This window comes from Paraburkholderia sp. BGA-UO-ETr-F12 (assembly GCF_059567945.1).
The window spans coordinates 137,158-150,638 of record NZ_JCAQOZ010000029.1; the positions used below are offsets into that span (position 1 = coordinate 137,158).

Annotated in this window: 12 protein-coding genes; 6 read left to right on the plus strand and 6 right to left on the minus strand. The window is 63.4% G+C overall.

What is annotated here, in order from left to right:
* Positions 1–394: 394 nt before the first annotated feature.
* The 4 genes from tilS to cysS all read right to left on the minus strand — a co-directional run bounded on the left by tilS (position 395) and on the right by cysS (position 5,552).
* Positions 395–1,900: a tRNA lysidine(34) synthetase TilS gene (gene tilS, locus AC57B6_RS13310; RefSeq protein ID WP_496421510.1), complete on the minus strand. Its 1,506-nt coding sequence runs from the start codon at positions 1,898–1,900 to the stop codon at positions 395–397.
* A gap of 48 nt (positions 1,901–1,948) precedes the next feature.
* Positions 1,949–2,920 carry an acetyl-CoA carboxylase carboxyltransferase subunit alpha gene (locus tag AC57B6_RS13315; RefSeq protein ID WP_028199560.1) on the minus strand — a complete coding sequence of 324 codons (972 nt, stop codon included), beginning with the start codon at positions 2,918–2,920 and terminating at the stop codon, positions 1,949–1,951.
* 125 nt (positions 2,921–3,045) lie between these two features.
* Entirely contained in the window at positions 3,046–4,107 is a 1,062-nt protein-coding gene (locus tag AC57B6_RS13320; protein ID WP_046568679.1) for an endonuclease III domain-containing protein, read from the minus strand.
* 47 nt (positions 4,108–4,154) lie between these two features.
* On the minus strand, positions 4,155–5,552 hold the full coding sequence (cysS, locus tag AC57B6_RS13325) for a cysteine--tRNA ligase (protein ID WP_028199558.1): 1,398 nt from the start codon (positions 5,550–5,552) through the stop codon (positions 4,155–4,157).
* 256 nt (positions 5,553–5,808) lie between these two features.
* Between cysS and AC57B6_RS13330 the strand changes: the two genes are divergently transcribed.
* The 4 genes from AC57B6_RS13330 (at position 5,809) to AC57B6_RS13345 (ending at position 8,675) form a co-directional block, all read left to right on the plus strand.
* On the plus strand, positions 5,809–6,537 hold the full coding sequence (locus AC57B6_RS13330) for a tetratricopeptide repeat protein (protein WP_106351725.1): 729 nt from the start codon (positions 5,809–5,811) through the stop codon (positions 6,535–6,537).
* A gap of 49 nt (positions 6,538–6,586) precedes the next feature.
* Entirely contained in the window at positions 6,587–7,168 is a 582-nt protein-coding gene (locus AC57B6_RS13335; RefSeq protein ID WP_030101804.1) for a peptidylprolyl isomerase, read from the plus strand.
* A 167-nt stretch (positions 7,169–7,335) separates the two neighbouring features.
* The gene (locus tag AC57B6_RS13340; protein WP_007181373.1) at positions 7,336–7,830 is read left to right on the plus strand and encodes a peptidylprolyl isomerase; all 495 of its coding nucleotides are present in this window, start codon (positions 7,336–7,338) and stop codon (positions 7,828–7,830) included.
* Between the two features lie 47 nt (positions 7,831–7,877).
* Entirely contained in the window at positions 7,878–8,675 is a 798-nt protein-coding gene (locus AC57B6_RS13345; RefSeq protein ID WP_030101803.1) for a UDP-2,3-diacylglucosamine diphosphatase, read from the plus strand.
* 100 nt (positions 8,676–8,775) lie between these two features.
* On the opposite strand, the gene cysE is transcribed toward AC57B6_RS13345, so the two are convergent.
* Both cysE and AC57B6_RS13355 read right to left on the minus strand, forming a co-directional pair.
* Positions 8,776–9,588, minus strand: a complete 813-nt coding sequence (cysE, locus tag AC57B6_RS13350) for a serine O-acetyltransferase (protein ID WP_046568672.1) — start codon at positions 9,586–9,588, stop codon at positions 8,776–8,778.
* Positions 9,589–9,798: 210 nt separating this feature from the next.
* Positions 9,799–10,650, minus strand: coding sequence for an RNA methyltransferase (locus AC57B6_RS13355; RefSeq protein WP_496421511.1), 852 nt, complete (start codon positions 10,648–10,650; stop codon positions 9,799–9,801).
* A gap of 396 nt (positions 10,651–11,046) precedes the next feature.
* Between AC57B6_RS13355 and AC57B6_RS13360 the strand changes: the two genes are divergently transcribed.
* Positions 11,047–11,850 carry an inositol monophosphatase family protein gene (locus AC57B6_RS13360; protein WP_028199552.1) on the plus strand — a complete coding sequence of 268 codons (804 nt, stop codon included), beginning with the start codon at positions 11,047–11,049 and terminating at the stop codon, positions 11,848–11,850.
* Positions 11,851–12,093: 243 nt separating this feature from the next.
* Entirely contained in the window at positions 12,094–13,392 is a 1,299-nt protein-coding gene (gene lplT / locus AC57B6_RS13365; RefSeq protein ID WP_496421512.1) for a lysophospholipid transporter LplT, read from the plus strand.
* The last annotated feature ends 89 nt before the right edge of the window (positions 13,393–13,481 follow it).

Below are 13,481 nucleotides of genomic sequence, written 5' to 3' on the forward strand. Positions count from 1 at the left end.
TCGTTCTGAACTGGAGGATAAACCGCGCTGGCGCGCTGGAGACAACCGCACAAAAGCACAGGGAGCGCAACGTCTTGTGAACGACGGCAAAGTGTGTGGCGGCGTAAATGCAGCACGCGTGCAGCACGCGCGGATTTGCCCGGGAATGATCGCTAGTGGCTGCCGGATACGACGGATCACGCTCGCAAACCGGCTATGGCGACGACAGCGAAGGCGAAATCGGGTCGGGCAAACGAGTTAAATTACCCGATCGAGCGCAAAAAGACAAGCCAAAATGGCCGTCGAATGCTCCGTATTTTCGGCTGGAAAGGCGTATCCGGCGCGCTTTTGCGCCCTTTTTGCTTCCGTCCCCGGAGATTCACCGGATGGATAAGCCGCCCGTCCGACTGGCCGGTCAGGCGATCAGCAAGTCGTCGCGCCAGATGATCCTGATGCGCGGCTCCATCGCATCGACCTGTGCGGGCAACGCTGCGCGGTTCAGGCCGAGTAAGGGCACGAACAGCAGGTCGCCCCCCACGTAAAGCAGCGGCACGTCGCGCTTCCATGCAGGAATGCCCCGCTCCTGGAACAGATTTTTCAGCGTTCGGCTGGGGGCGCCTCGCGCAGCGCAGGTACGCATCCGTTCGCCGCCGACGCGCGAGCGCGCACTCAGCAATGCCCGGCGCAGAACGCTGACAGGAAGCGTATCGGGATCGTTCGGCGCCGGGTCGGCAGGCTCACCGGCTTCTCCATCGGCCCCATCAGAAACCGCGCGGGGCCCCGCTCCCAGATTCGCCTCGACCGGGGCGAACACAAACGTGCCCCGCCATTGAGGCAATCGCCACACCGCTTCGCCGTGCCATGCAAGTTCGCTGATTGCACGCACGGCGAGCGCGGTTTCGTCGGCAGGATCGCGGCTATCGCCCGCCTCCCAATAGACGAGGCCGCGATAACTGCGCAACGCCTGCCCCGCATGATCGATACGCAGACTATGGCCCTCGCCTGCCGCTCCGACTTCGCGCAACTGGCGCAACGCGTCGGTAAGACGCGCGGTCGATGCGGCAACGAGACCCCGGGTACGCATCCAGTAACGCAGCAAATTGAGCGCACGATCGTCGTCGAGAGCGAGCAGCGCGTCATGCGATAACGCGTGGCCCTCATCGCGCCCCGCCGCATCCAGATCGACGCGCGCGAGCTCGTCGAGCAGACGTTGCGCCGATGCCGCATGGGCCGCGGTGCGCGCGAGGGCGTCGCGAAAACCAGGAAAATGGACGGCCAGTGCCGGCGTCACCTCGTGGCGCAATGCGTTGCGCGCGTAACGGGTGTTGGCGTTCGACTCGTCGTCGATCCAGCGCAGAGCGCGGGCGCTTGCATACTGTTCGAGCTGGGCACGCAGCAGATGTAGCAAAGGTCTCACACGCACCGCGGCGGCACCGGCCGGCAAGTATTCGGGCGCCATCGCGGCAAGGCCCGCGAAGCCCGCGCCGCGCAGCAACTGCAACAGCACCGTCTCCGCCTGATCGTCTGCGTGTTGCGCGAGCCAGAGCATATGAACGGCGTGTGTTGCGCACATCGCGTCCAGCGCGCGATAACGCGCATTGCGCGCCGCCGCCTCGACACTCGCCCCCGCATCACGCGGCACCTCGACGCGCTGCGCGGCGAACTCGACGCCACGTTCACGCGCGAATGCTTCGCAGTGCGCGAGCCATTCGTCGGCGTGAGCACTCAGCCCATGATGCACATGCAGCGCGACACAGCGCGACGCACCCGCGACCCGCACCGCCGCATCGAGCAGCACAGTCGAGTCGACGCCGCCACTGAACGCCACCGCAATGCGCGCATCGGCAGGCAGCGCGGACAGCGCCACGCCGACCGCCTCGAGAACGAGGCGGTCAGCGGGGGAATCGGCGGTGGGAGTCACGTCGTTAGCGCGCGAAGCGCCGAAGGACGAAAGAAAACGCGCGCGGGTTCAAGCACCCGGCGTGGTTTCCTTGAATTTGCCGTACGCCATCAACCGTTCGAAACGGCGTTGACGCAGGTCGTTGATGCTCATGCCCTGGAACTGGCGCAGCGAATCGGCGAGCGCACGGCGCAACATGGCGGCCATGCCCTTCGGATCGCGATGCGCGCCGCCGAGCGGCTCGTTGACGATCTTGTCGATCAGACCGAGCGCCTTCAGACGATGCGCGGTCAAGCCGAGCGCTTCCGCGGCTTCCGGCGCTTTCGCGGCGCTCTTCCACAGAATCGACGCGCAGCCTTCCGGCGAAATCACCGAGTAGGTCGAGAACTGCAGCATCAGCACGCTGTCGCCGACGGCAATCGCGAGCGCGCCGCCCGAACCGCCTTCGCCGATGATCGTGGCGATCAGCGGCGTCTTCAATTCAGCCATCACGTACAGATTGCGGCCGATCGCTTCGGACTGGCCACGCTCTTCGGCGCCGATACCCGGGTACGCACCCGGTGTGTCGATGAACGTGAAAATGGGCAAACCGAACTTCTCGGCGAGGCGCATCAGGCGTTCGGCCTTGCGATAGCCTTCCGGACGCGGCATGCCGAAGTTGCGCAGCGCGCGCTCCTTGGTGTCACGGCCCTTCTGATGGCCGATCACCATGCAGGCCTGGCCGTTGAAACGCGCGAGGCCACCGACGATCGACAGGTCGTCCGCATAGTTACGGTCGCCGTGCAGTTCGTGGAAATCGGTGAACAACTCGTTCACGTAATCGAACGTGTACGGGCGCTGTGGGTGTCGGGCGATTTGCGAAACCTGCCACGGGGTGAGGTTCGCGTACAGATCTTTGGTGAGCTGTTGGCTTTTCTTGGACAGCCGCTCGATCTCTTCCGAAATATCGACGGCCGAATCGTCCTGCACGAAGCGCAATTCTTCGATCTTCGCTTCGAGTTCAGCGATCGGCTGTTCGAAATCCAGAAAGGTGGTCTTCATTGGTTGTAATCCTTGGACTTACCGGCAGCGCGTATTCTAACCGCGCTCGCCGATGTCGAAACCGTCTCTCAACTATCAATTTTTAACAATTGATAGTTTTTTGAAACAGCATGGCTTCTTGTTCTTCAGTAGTCGACCGTCAACGGATCGAGACTACGCCACATATACCAGGTGGCGACGGTACGCCACGGCTCCCAGTTTGCCGCAACCTCCCGCGCTTCGCTGCGCGTAACCGGCTCGCCGCTAAAGTAATTGACGCTGATGGCACGGATCAGACCGAGGTCGTCGAGCGGCAGCACATCCGGGCGCGACAGATTGAAGATCAGGAACATTTCCGCGGTCCAGCGGCCGATGCCGCGAATCTGCGTGAGTTCGGCGATCACCGCCTCGTCGTCCATCGAGGTCCACTTGCCGACGTGCAGCGCGCCCGACACGAAGTGCTGCGCGAGATCGAGCACGTATTCCGCCTTGCGCCTGGAAAGCCCGCACCCGGTCAGCTTGTCCTGACCGAGCTTGATGAACTGCTGCGGCACGAGCTTCGGGCACGCTGCCTCGACTTTCGCCCAGACCGCCTGCGCGGACGCCACCGAAATCTGCTGCCCGACCACCGAGCGCGCGAGCGTGACGAACGGGTCGCCCCGGCTCAGCAGATGCACCGGGCCGAACTTCGGAATCAGCTTCTTCAGAATACGGTCGCGCTTGACGAGGTCCGCGCACGCCTTGTCCCAATACGCCGGGCGGCTGACTTCGGGCGTGAGGCCGCCGATCTGCACCGGCACCGCGACTTCTGCAGCACCCGCCGCTTCGCCGCCCGCACTCGATGACGCGCGCGTCTTGCGCACGACTTCGCCTTCGTGCCCTTCATGCGTAACGCGCTCGAGCGCCTGCACCTCGCCGGCGAGTTCGGCGGGCAACGCACCATTGCTTTTTGCGCGCGGCGCTTTGGCCCGTTTTGAAGCAGCCGCGGGTGCCGACGCACCGTTCAGCGCGCGCTTGACCGCAGGCTTCTTCGCGGCGCCTGCCGCGACACGTTTGCCCGTCTTCGCCGCCACGCCGGCGGCTTTCGACGATGCTTTCTTTACCGCGCCGCTGTCCGCACGAGCCGACGTTCGTGTCGACTTTGCTGCGGCTGCCGCGTTTGTTTGAGACGTGGCTCGTTTAGCCGGCGTCTTCGTGGCCGTTGCCATCCTGCCTCCTGCCTGGCGAGTCGATCAGAGGGAAGTACGAGGTGCGCTCACACGCGCCGCCACTCGGTCAACCCGCCGGGTTTGTCTTCAAGTGCAACGCCGGCTTCGAGCAATTCGGCCCGGATCCGGTCTGCTGCCGCATAGTCTTTCGCCTGCTTGGCTGCCACGCGCGCGGCGATCTTCGCTTCGATCGCGGCGGGCTCGAGCGCGCCTTGCGCAGCGGCGCCCGCAGCCTGTTGCAGGTAGGCACGCGGCTCCCGGCCGAGCAAGCCGAGCACTTGCGCAAGCAGGCGCAATTGGCGGGCCAGCGCGGGGTCGCGCGTGCGGTTCACTTCAGTTGCCAACTCGAACAACACCGACACTGCAACCGGCGTGTTGAAGTCGTCGTTCATTGCCGCCTGAAAACGTTGCGCATGCGCTTCGTTCCAGTCGAGCTCCGCGCTGTCCGGCGTGACGTCTTTCAGCGCGGTGTACAAACGTGCGAGCGCGTTGCGAGCGTCGTCGATATGCACGTCGCTGTAATTCAACGGCGAGCGGTAATGCGCACGCGCGATGAAAAAACGCACAACCTCGGCATCGTACTGCGCCAATACTTCGCGGATCGTAAAGAAGTTATTCAACGACTTCGACATCTTCTCATTGTCGATCTGCACGTAGCCGTTGTGCATCCAGTAATTGACGAAGGTTTGTCCGGTGGCAGCTTCGCTTTGTGCAATCTCGTTCTCATGGTGCGGAAACTGCAGGTCCTGGCCGCCGCCATGAATGTCGAAATGCTCGCCGAGCAAGGTGCAGCCCATGGCCGAGCATTCGATATGCCAGCCTGGCCGGCCGCGCCCGTACTTCGATTCCCAGCCGGTGTCCGCCGGCTCCTCCGGCTTCGCCTGCTTCCACAGCACGAAGTCGAGCGGGTCCTGCTTGGCGTCGTTCGCCGCGACGCGCTCACCGGCGCGCAGATCCTCGAGCGACTTGCCCGACAGCTTGCCGTAGCCCGCGAACTTGCGCACCGCATAGTTCACGTCGCCGTCGGCCGCCTGATACGCGTAGCCGTTCGCCTCGAGCTTTTCGATCATGCCAAGCATCTGCGGAATGAAATCGGTGGCGCGCGGCTCCAGATCGGGCCGCTCGATGCCGAGCGCGTCCGCGTCTTCGTGCAAGGCCTTGATGAAGCGATCGGTCAGCGCCTTGATCGTCTCGCCGTTCTCGAGCGCGCGGCGGATGATCTTGTCGTCAATATCCGTGATATTGCGCACGTAGGTCACCTCGTAACCGAGCGTGCGCAACCACCGTTGCACGATGTCGAACACGACCATCACGCGCGCGTGACCGACATGGCAATAGTCGTATACGGTCATCCCGCAGACGTACATCCGTACGACGCCATCCTGCAGCGGCACGAAAGTTTGCTTGTCACGCGCGAGCGTGTTGTAGATGCGCAGTGATTCCATAGAGAACGGTGCGTTGGCCGAAAGAAATCCGCAATGTGTTTCGTGCTGTTTCGCGCATGAAGCGCCCCGCGAGAAGACAGCGGGTGCGTTCCTTAACGAAACAGGCAACAGCAGCAAACCGGTGCACCTGGTGCGGCGGTCAGGCTGCGGTCAAGGCGGAGACGACCACGAGTGGCGAAAAGACAGTTTGCGGTTCGACGGAACGCGCAGACCTTTTGTTAGAATGGGTCGGAGTATAACATCCAGACCTGAGCCTATGAAACCTTCCAGCGGCCGCGCGCGCAGCGCTGCGACCCTCGCCGCGACGGCATTCTGCGCCGTCGCCCTCACGGTCTTGCCGGCTGCTGCGGCGTACGCGCAGAAAGCCTCCACGCTGCCGCAAGGGCCCGCCGTGCGTGACAACACGCCGGAGATCGACGCGTCGATTACGCAGAAGAACTGGCAAACCGCGCTCACTCAGCTCGACGCGCGCATTGCCTCGAATCCGCGCGACGCGCAGGCAAAGTTCAAACGCGCCACGGTGCTGGCGCACCTGGATCGCGACGACGAAGCAATCGCCGCCTTCACCGAACTCACGCAACTGTATCCCGAGCTGCCCGAACCGTATAACAACCTGGCGGCGCTCTATGCAAAGCACGGCCGTTACGCCGAAGCGCGCGCTGCGCTCGAAACGGCGACCAAGGTGAATCCGGGCTACGGTCTCGCCTATGAGAATCTCGGCGACCTGTATCTGCGCATGGCCAACGAAGCCTACCGTCGCGCGCAGAGCCTCGGCAAAGCCAGCGCCACAACCAGGCAACGTCTCGTGGACATCCAGAACGTCATTTCGCCGCCCAAGGGCAAAACACCGGCGAAGCAGGCCGCCGCGCCTGTCGAGGCCAGCGCCCCGCGCTCGAGCGCGGACATGACGCAAACGCCGAGCTTCCAGTACGGCGGCGCCAATGGCTCGTTTGCCATGCCGCCCTACATGGCGCCGTCGCAGTAACACGGTCATCGTTTTCGGCAACACGTTTTTTCCAACCCTGAGGACTTTCATGAAATGGTTGATGTTGGCGCTCGGCAGCGCCGCCCTGATCGCAAATGCCCCCGCCTTTGCCCAGTCCGGTTCGCAGGCCGCGCACCCGTCCGTCCTCTTCAAGACCACCGAAGGCGACATCCGTGTCGAGCTGTATCCTGAGAAGGCGCCGAAAACCGTCGCCAACTTCCTCGACTACGTGAAATCCGGCCAGTACAGCGGCACGATCTTCCATCGCGTGATTCCCGGCTTCATGATTCAGGGCGGCGGTTATACGCAGAGCTTCGCTGAGAAGCCCACGCGCGCGCCGATTCCGCTCGAAAGCCGCAACGGTCTGAAGAACACCGTCGGCACGCTCGCGATGGCGCGCACCAGCGACCCGAATTCGGCCACCGCGCAGTTCTTCATCAACACCGTCGACAACGCCGGCCTCGACTATCCGAATCCGGACGGCAACGGCTACGCGGTATTCGGCAAGGTCACGAGCGGTATGGACGTCGTGAAGAAGATCGAAGGCACGCCCACCACCACGCGCGGCCCGATGAGCGACGTGCCGCAAAAGCCGATCGTGATCGAATCGGCCACGGTTGTCGGCAAGTAACCGAACACACCCGGATAAAGCAGAACAAAAGAGCAGCACCCGGCGCGCTGTACACGAAGTCAACGATAACTGATAACTCTACGCACCCGGCGCGGCCCGTCGTCATTGCATCTCACATGACGGGCGGCCACGCCTTTTACTCACTCCGATCATCAAAGGATTCCATCATGGTTGAACTGCACACGAACCACGGCGTCATCAAACTCGAACTGGACGCTGAAAAGGCGCCGAAGTCGGTTGAGAACTTCCTCAACTACGTGAAGGCCGGCCACTACGACAATACGGTGTTCCACCGCGTGATCGACGGCTTCATGATCCAGGGCGGCGGTTTCGAACCCGGCATGAAGCAGAAGCCGACGGCAGAGCCGATCACCAACGAAGCGAACAACGGTCTGAAGAACGTCAACGGCTCGATCGCGATGGCTCGGACGAACGACCCGCACTCGGCAACGGCGCAATTCTTCATCAACGTGAACGACAACGACTTCCTGAATCACTCGTCGCCGACGCCGCAAGGCTGGGGCTACGCCGTGTTCGGCAAGGTCGTCGAAGGCATGGACATCGTCGAGAAGATCAAGAAGGTCAAGACGGGTTCGAAGGGCTTTCATCAGGACGTGCCGGCCGACGACGTCGTGATCGAAAAAGCAGTGATCGTCGACTAAGCGTCGGATCAACGCTACCCCGTTCGAACTGAAATCAGGCACCTTCAATGCTGCAAGAAACGCCGCTGCGAAGCGTCGCCGCGGGCGTGCCTGGCGAGGGCAAACGCCCGCACGCCGCACGCCCGTTTTTTTTCCTCTCGGATATTCATCTGAGCGAGGCGATTCCGCGCACCGTCGCCGCGTTTGAACACTTCATACGCGTCACGGCCGAGCAGGCGGATTCGGTTTTCATTCTCGGCGATCTGTTCGAGTACTGGATCGGCGACGACATGCTGGTCGAGCCGTTCGCCGCGCGAATGGCAGCGTTGCTGCACACGCTGTCGGAGCGCGGCATCGCGCTCTACATCATGCACGGCAATCGCGATTTTCTGCTCGGCAAGCGCTTCATGAAAGCAGCCGGCGCGATCTGGCTGCCCGACCCGTTCGTGATCACCGCATTCGGCACGCGCATCATCCTCGCGCACGGCGACGGCCTCTGCACAGCCGATCGCGGCTATCAAATTTTCCGAGGCCTCGCGCGCTGCCGTTTGGCGCAGATGCTGTTTCTCGCGTGGCCGTTTCGCTGGCGTCAGGCGCTGGCGGAAAACATGCGCTCGAAAAGTGAGCAAGGCCGCTCGCGGCCGATTTCGGCGAAATATGACGTGACGGCGAAGGCCGTTGCTGCGTTATTCAAGTCGTCGAAAACGGCCACGATGATTCATGGGCACACGCACCGGCCGGCGCGGCATCGCGAACCGGACGGCACACGCTGGGTTTTGCCGGACTGGGATCTCGACCACGGCGAGCGCCGTGGCGGCTATCTGCGAATCGACGCGGAAGGAATTCGGGCGTTGCCGCTGGAGTGATCTGGGCGCGCGGATGGGCCGGTGACCGTGCGCATCAGCATGTGCACGTCCATGATTCGCCGGTGCCTTGCGCGAGGCGTTCTCGTGCACCGGCGGAGAATTAGCGCGCCGCCACCCCTTCCGCTTTTCCCGCAATCGCGGCCGACAGGCGCCGCAAGTCGAGCAATGCCGCATCGGCGCCTTGCAGACCTTCCAGACTTGTTCCCAGCCGCTCCAGCGCGTCGACGATTTCGTCGATACGCTTCGATTGCGTGGCGGCGTGATCGATCAGGCCGTGAATCGCCAACGAAACCGGGTCGTCCGCATTCGGTGTGATGCCGTAGGCGCAGAATCCGCTGCTTTCAGACGCGCGTTTGGCTTCCTGCGCTGCACTGCCGGACTGCGCACCGGACCCCGCCGCCGGAATAATGATCCGGGCCGGATTGCCTACCGCCGTGCCGCGTGCCGGCACGGGCTTCGTGACCACCGCATTCGAACCGATCTTCGCGTCCGCGCCAATCGTGAAGCCGCCGAGCACCTTCGCGCCGGCTCCGACGATCACGCCGCGCTCGAGCGTCGGGTGGCGCTTCGCACCCCGTGTGAGCGACGTACCACCGAGCGTCACGCCCTGGTAGATCGTGCAGTCGTCGCCTATTTGCGCGGTCTCGCCAATCACGACACCCATGCCGTGGTCGATGAACACGCGGCGGCCAAGCGTCGCGCCCGGATGAATTTCGATGCCGGTCATGAAACGCGCCATCTGCGAGATGAAACGCGCGAGCCAGCGGCGCCTCGCCTGCCAGCATCCATGCGCGAGCCGGTGCAGCACGAGGGCGTGCAGACCCGGGTAACACGTGAGGACTTCCCATGCGCTGCGGGCGGCGGGATCGCGCTCGCGGATCGTGGCAATGTCTTCGCGAAGTCTCGTGAACATGGCAGGGACTGTGTCGTGGGGGAAAGGACCGCAGGCGTGAAACACCACGCATCGCGGAGGCTTGCCGCATAGCAGATCGGCAGCTTTGCTTAGAACGTTTTGAGCAATTGTAGGGCGATTGCGCGAAACCTGCCGGAAGCCCACGCTGCCGGCAAGGTCGTCGATTGCAGGGGGATCGGCGCACCGCCAGTGCGCGCCGCCCCGCGTCCTTCAAGAAGCGTCGCCGCCCGGCGTTCTGGTTTTCAGCAGAATATGCTTGGCGATGCCGCGCACGATGTTGACCTCCTCCCGCTCCAGACCGGAACGCGCGAACAGGCGCCGCAAACGCGACATCAGCTTTTTCGGATTGGCCGGATCGAGAAACTCGAGCGCAATCAGCGCACTTTCCAGATGCGCGTACATGCTTTCGATTTCGTCGCTCGCCGCCCGTGCGCCGAGCGCCTCGCCCTGCCCCGAGGACGCCTGCCCCGCGCACGCCTGTGCCGCGGCGGCCGGCGCGGATGTTGCGTCGCCGGCAGACAGATACGCCGTGCGCAACTCATACGCCAGCACCTGCACCGCCTGCGCGAGATTGAGCGAACTGTAGGCCGGATTGGCCGGAATATGCGCGAGCGCGCTGCAACGCTCGACGTCCTCATTCGACAAACCCGTGCGCTCGTTGCCGAACACCAGTGCGATCTCGCCATGCGCCGCCTGCTCGCGCGCGGCGCCGGCCGCGGCACGCGGCGTCCATTGCGGCGGCCCGTATTCGCGCAACCGCGCGGTCAGCGCGATCGACCAATGCACGCCGCTCAACGCGTCGGCAAGCGTCGGCACGACGTGCGCGGATGCCAGCACGTCGTCGGCACCGCTCGCCATGGCGATGGCTTCCGGATCGCTTTGCACGTGCGGCACACGGGGCGACACCAGCACGAGGCGCGAAAAACCCATGGTTTTCAGCGCGCGAGCCGCGGCGCCGACGTTGCCGGGATGGCTGGGCTCGACGAGCACGAAGCGCGTCGACGTAAAACCGCCGCGCAGGTCCGCCACGGCGGGATCGGAGGAATGGTGGGTGTGGTCCACGATGAAACTCGGCAGGCTAAAGAACGCGTATGGTAGCGCCAACCCCGCGCCGGCTCCGAATTGCGCATGAATTGCGCATGAATTGGCGCATGCCGGCCGCACAAAACGCGTGCCAATCTTTGCCAATCGCCCGTCATACCGCCTGCCGGACAGCAAGCGCTGCCGCGGCGGCCGGACTCAGGTAAAATACCAGGATTCGCGTCCGGCTTTCGTCTGTGAAAAGTCCGGCGCCTCGTTCTTATTCAATTCGTCTCCGTCGGCGGAACCCGCACCGATCCTTTACCGGACGTGCGTTCCGTGCTGTTTCCGCGCCCCTCGATGGCGCTCAGTCAGCGCTCATCCCGCGCTCATTTACCGGCAAGCAGCCGTGCTGCCCCGGCACAAGGATCCAGTCTCATGCATCCCATGCTCAATATCGCTGTGAAGGCCGCGCGCCGCGCAGCCCAGATCATCAACCGCGCGTCGCTCGACCTCGATCTCATCCAGGTCAGCAAGAAACAGCACAACGATTTCGTCACGGAGGTCGACAAAGCGTCTGAAGCGGCGATCATCGATACGCTCAAGACCGCCTACCCCGATCACGCCATTCTCGCCGAAGAATCCGGCAAGTCGCAGAACGAGTCCGAATATCAGTGGATCATCGATCCGCTCGACGGCACCACCAATTTCATCCACGGTTTCCCGTACTACTGCGTGTCGATCGCGCTCGCCCATAAGGGCATCGTGACGCAGTCGGTGGTCTACGATCCGACCCGCAATGACCTGTTCACCGCCTCGCGCGGCCGCGGCGCGTTCCTGAACGACCGCCGCATCCGTGTCGCCAAGCGCGACCGTCTCGCCGACGGCCTGATCGGCACCGGTTTTCCGTTCCGCGAAACCGACGGCCTCGAAGCGTACGGCCGCCAGTTTGCCGAAATGACGGAAGCCTGCGCCGGCCTGCGCCGTCCGGGCGCCGCCGCGCTCGATCTGGCCAACGTCGCCGCCGGCCGGATGGACGGCTTCTTCGAACAGGGCCTGAATCCGTGGGACGTCGCCGCGGGCAGCCTGCTGATCACGGAAGCCGGTGGTCTGGTCGGCAACTACACGGGCGACTCCGATTTCCTGCACGTCGGCGAAATCGTTGCGGGCAATCCGAAGGTCTACGCGCAGATGATCCCGATCCTGTCGCGCTACAGCCGTACGCGTCAGCAATCGGCTTAAGGTTTCTGGCCTGGAGCCTCCGGGCAGGCGCTCACGCCTGCTATCCGGGCGACTCTGCATCGGCTTGAGCGACACAAGAAAGCGGCTTCGGCCGCTTTTTCGTTGGCGCGCCTGCATCCCGCGAGCGTTCGTGCTACAAAGCGGAAGGCCGCGCCGGCACGCTCGATTCGCCGGTTGCGTTTCGCGCGTCTTTCACAGCGCCCTGCTTCGCGTCATATTTGCGCGCAGCTTCGAACCCGCTTCATGAAAAAAGGCTTCTACACAATTATCGCGGCGCAGTTTATTTCGTCGCTCGCGGACAATGCCCTGCTGATCGCCGCCATCGCCTTGCTATCGGTGATCCGCTCGGCCGCCTGGGTCACGCCGCTGCTGCAGATTTTCTTCACCGTCTCCTACGTGCTGCTTGCGCCCTTCGTCGGCGCATTCGCCGACGCGCTGCAAAAGCGGCACGTGATGTTCGTCTCCAACGCGCTCAAGGCAAGCGGCTGCCTGATGATGATCGCCGGCGTTCATCCGATGATCGCGTACGGCGTGGTCGGTTTTGGCGCGGCCGCATACTCGCCAGCCAAATACGGCATTCTCACCGAACTGCTTCCCGCGGAAAAACTCGTCAAGGCAAACGCCTGGCTCGAATCGGCCACCGTGCTGTCGACCATTGTCGGCACGATGGTCGGCGGCGCGCTGATCAGCACACTCGCCGATAAATTCGTCGCCCACGCGCATTTGCCGCTGATCCGCTCCTCCGCCGATCTGGCCATGTTCGCGGTAATGCTCACGTATGCCGTCGCGGCCGGGATCAACATCTTCATTCCCGACACCGGCGCGCGCTATCCGAACCGTTTGACCGAACCGAAGAAACTGGTCGGCGATTTCTATCATTGCTTCAACGTGCTGTGGGCCGACAAGCTCGCGCAGATTGCGCTGTGGGTCACGACGCTGATGTGGGGCGGCGCGGTCACGCTGCAATTGCTGGTGCTGAAATGGGCGAATGTGAACCTCGGTTTGTCGCTCTCGAAAGCCGCCGTGATGCAAGGCGTCACGGGCCTGGGCATCGCCGTCGGCGCGGCGGCTGCCGCCGCGCTAATTCCGTTGCGCCGTTCGCTGCGGGTGCTGCCGATCGGCATCCTCACGGGCGCGGTAGCGATCGCCATGGCGTTCTACAACAAGGACCTGTTTCCGGCGGGCGCCGGCATTCGCCTCGGCTCATACGTCCTGCTGTTCTATATCCTGTTCGCCTATCCCTTGATGATTCTGCTCGGCGCGCTGTCCGGATTTTTCATCGTGCCGATGAACGCTATTCTCCAGCACCGTGGCGCGACCCTGCTCTCCGCCGGTCATTCGATCGCGGTGCAGAATTTCAACCAGAATCTGGCCGTGCTGCTGATGCTCGGCGCCTACGCGATCCTGCTCACCGCGAAGATGCCGGCGCAATGGATCATCGTCGTGTTCGGCAGCTTCATCACGTTCATGATGTGGCTCGCAAAACGGCGCAGTGCCGTGAATGAGCGCACAGTGGATATGCGGGCGCTGGTGGAAGAATGACGGCATGGCAAGCGTCACACGACAGGTGCGAGTATGGACGTGCCGGCATGCGAACAGTATGGCGGATTGGCCGTCCGGCCAGGGTCCGC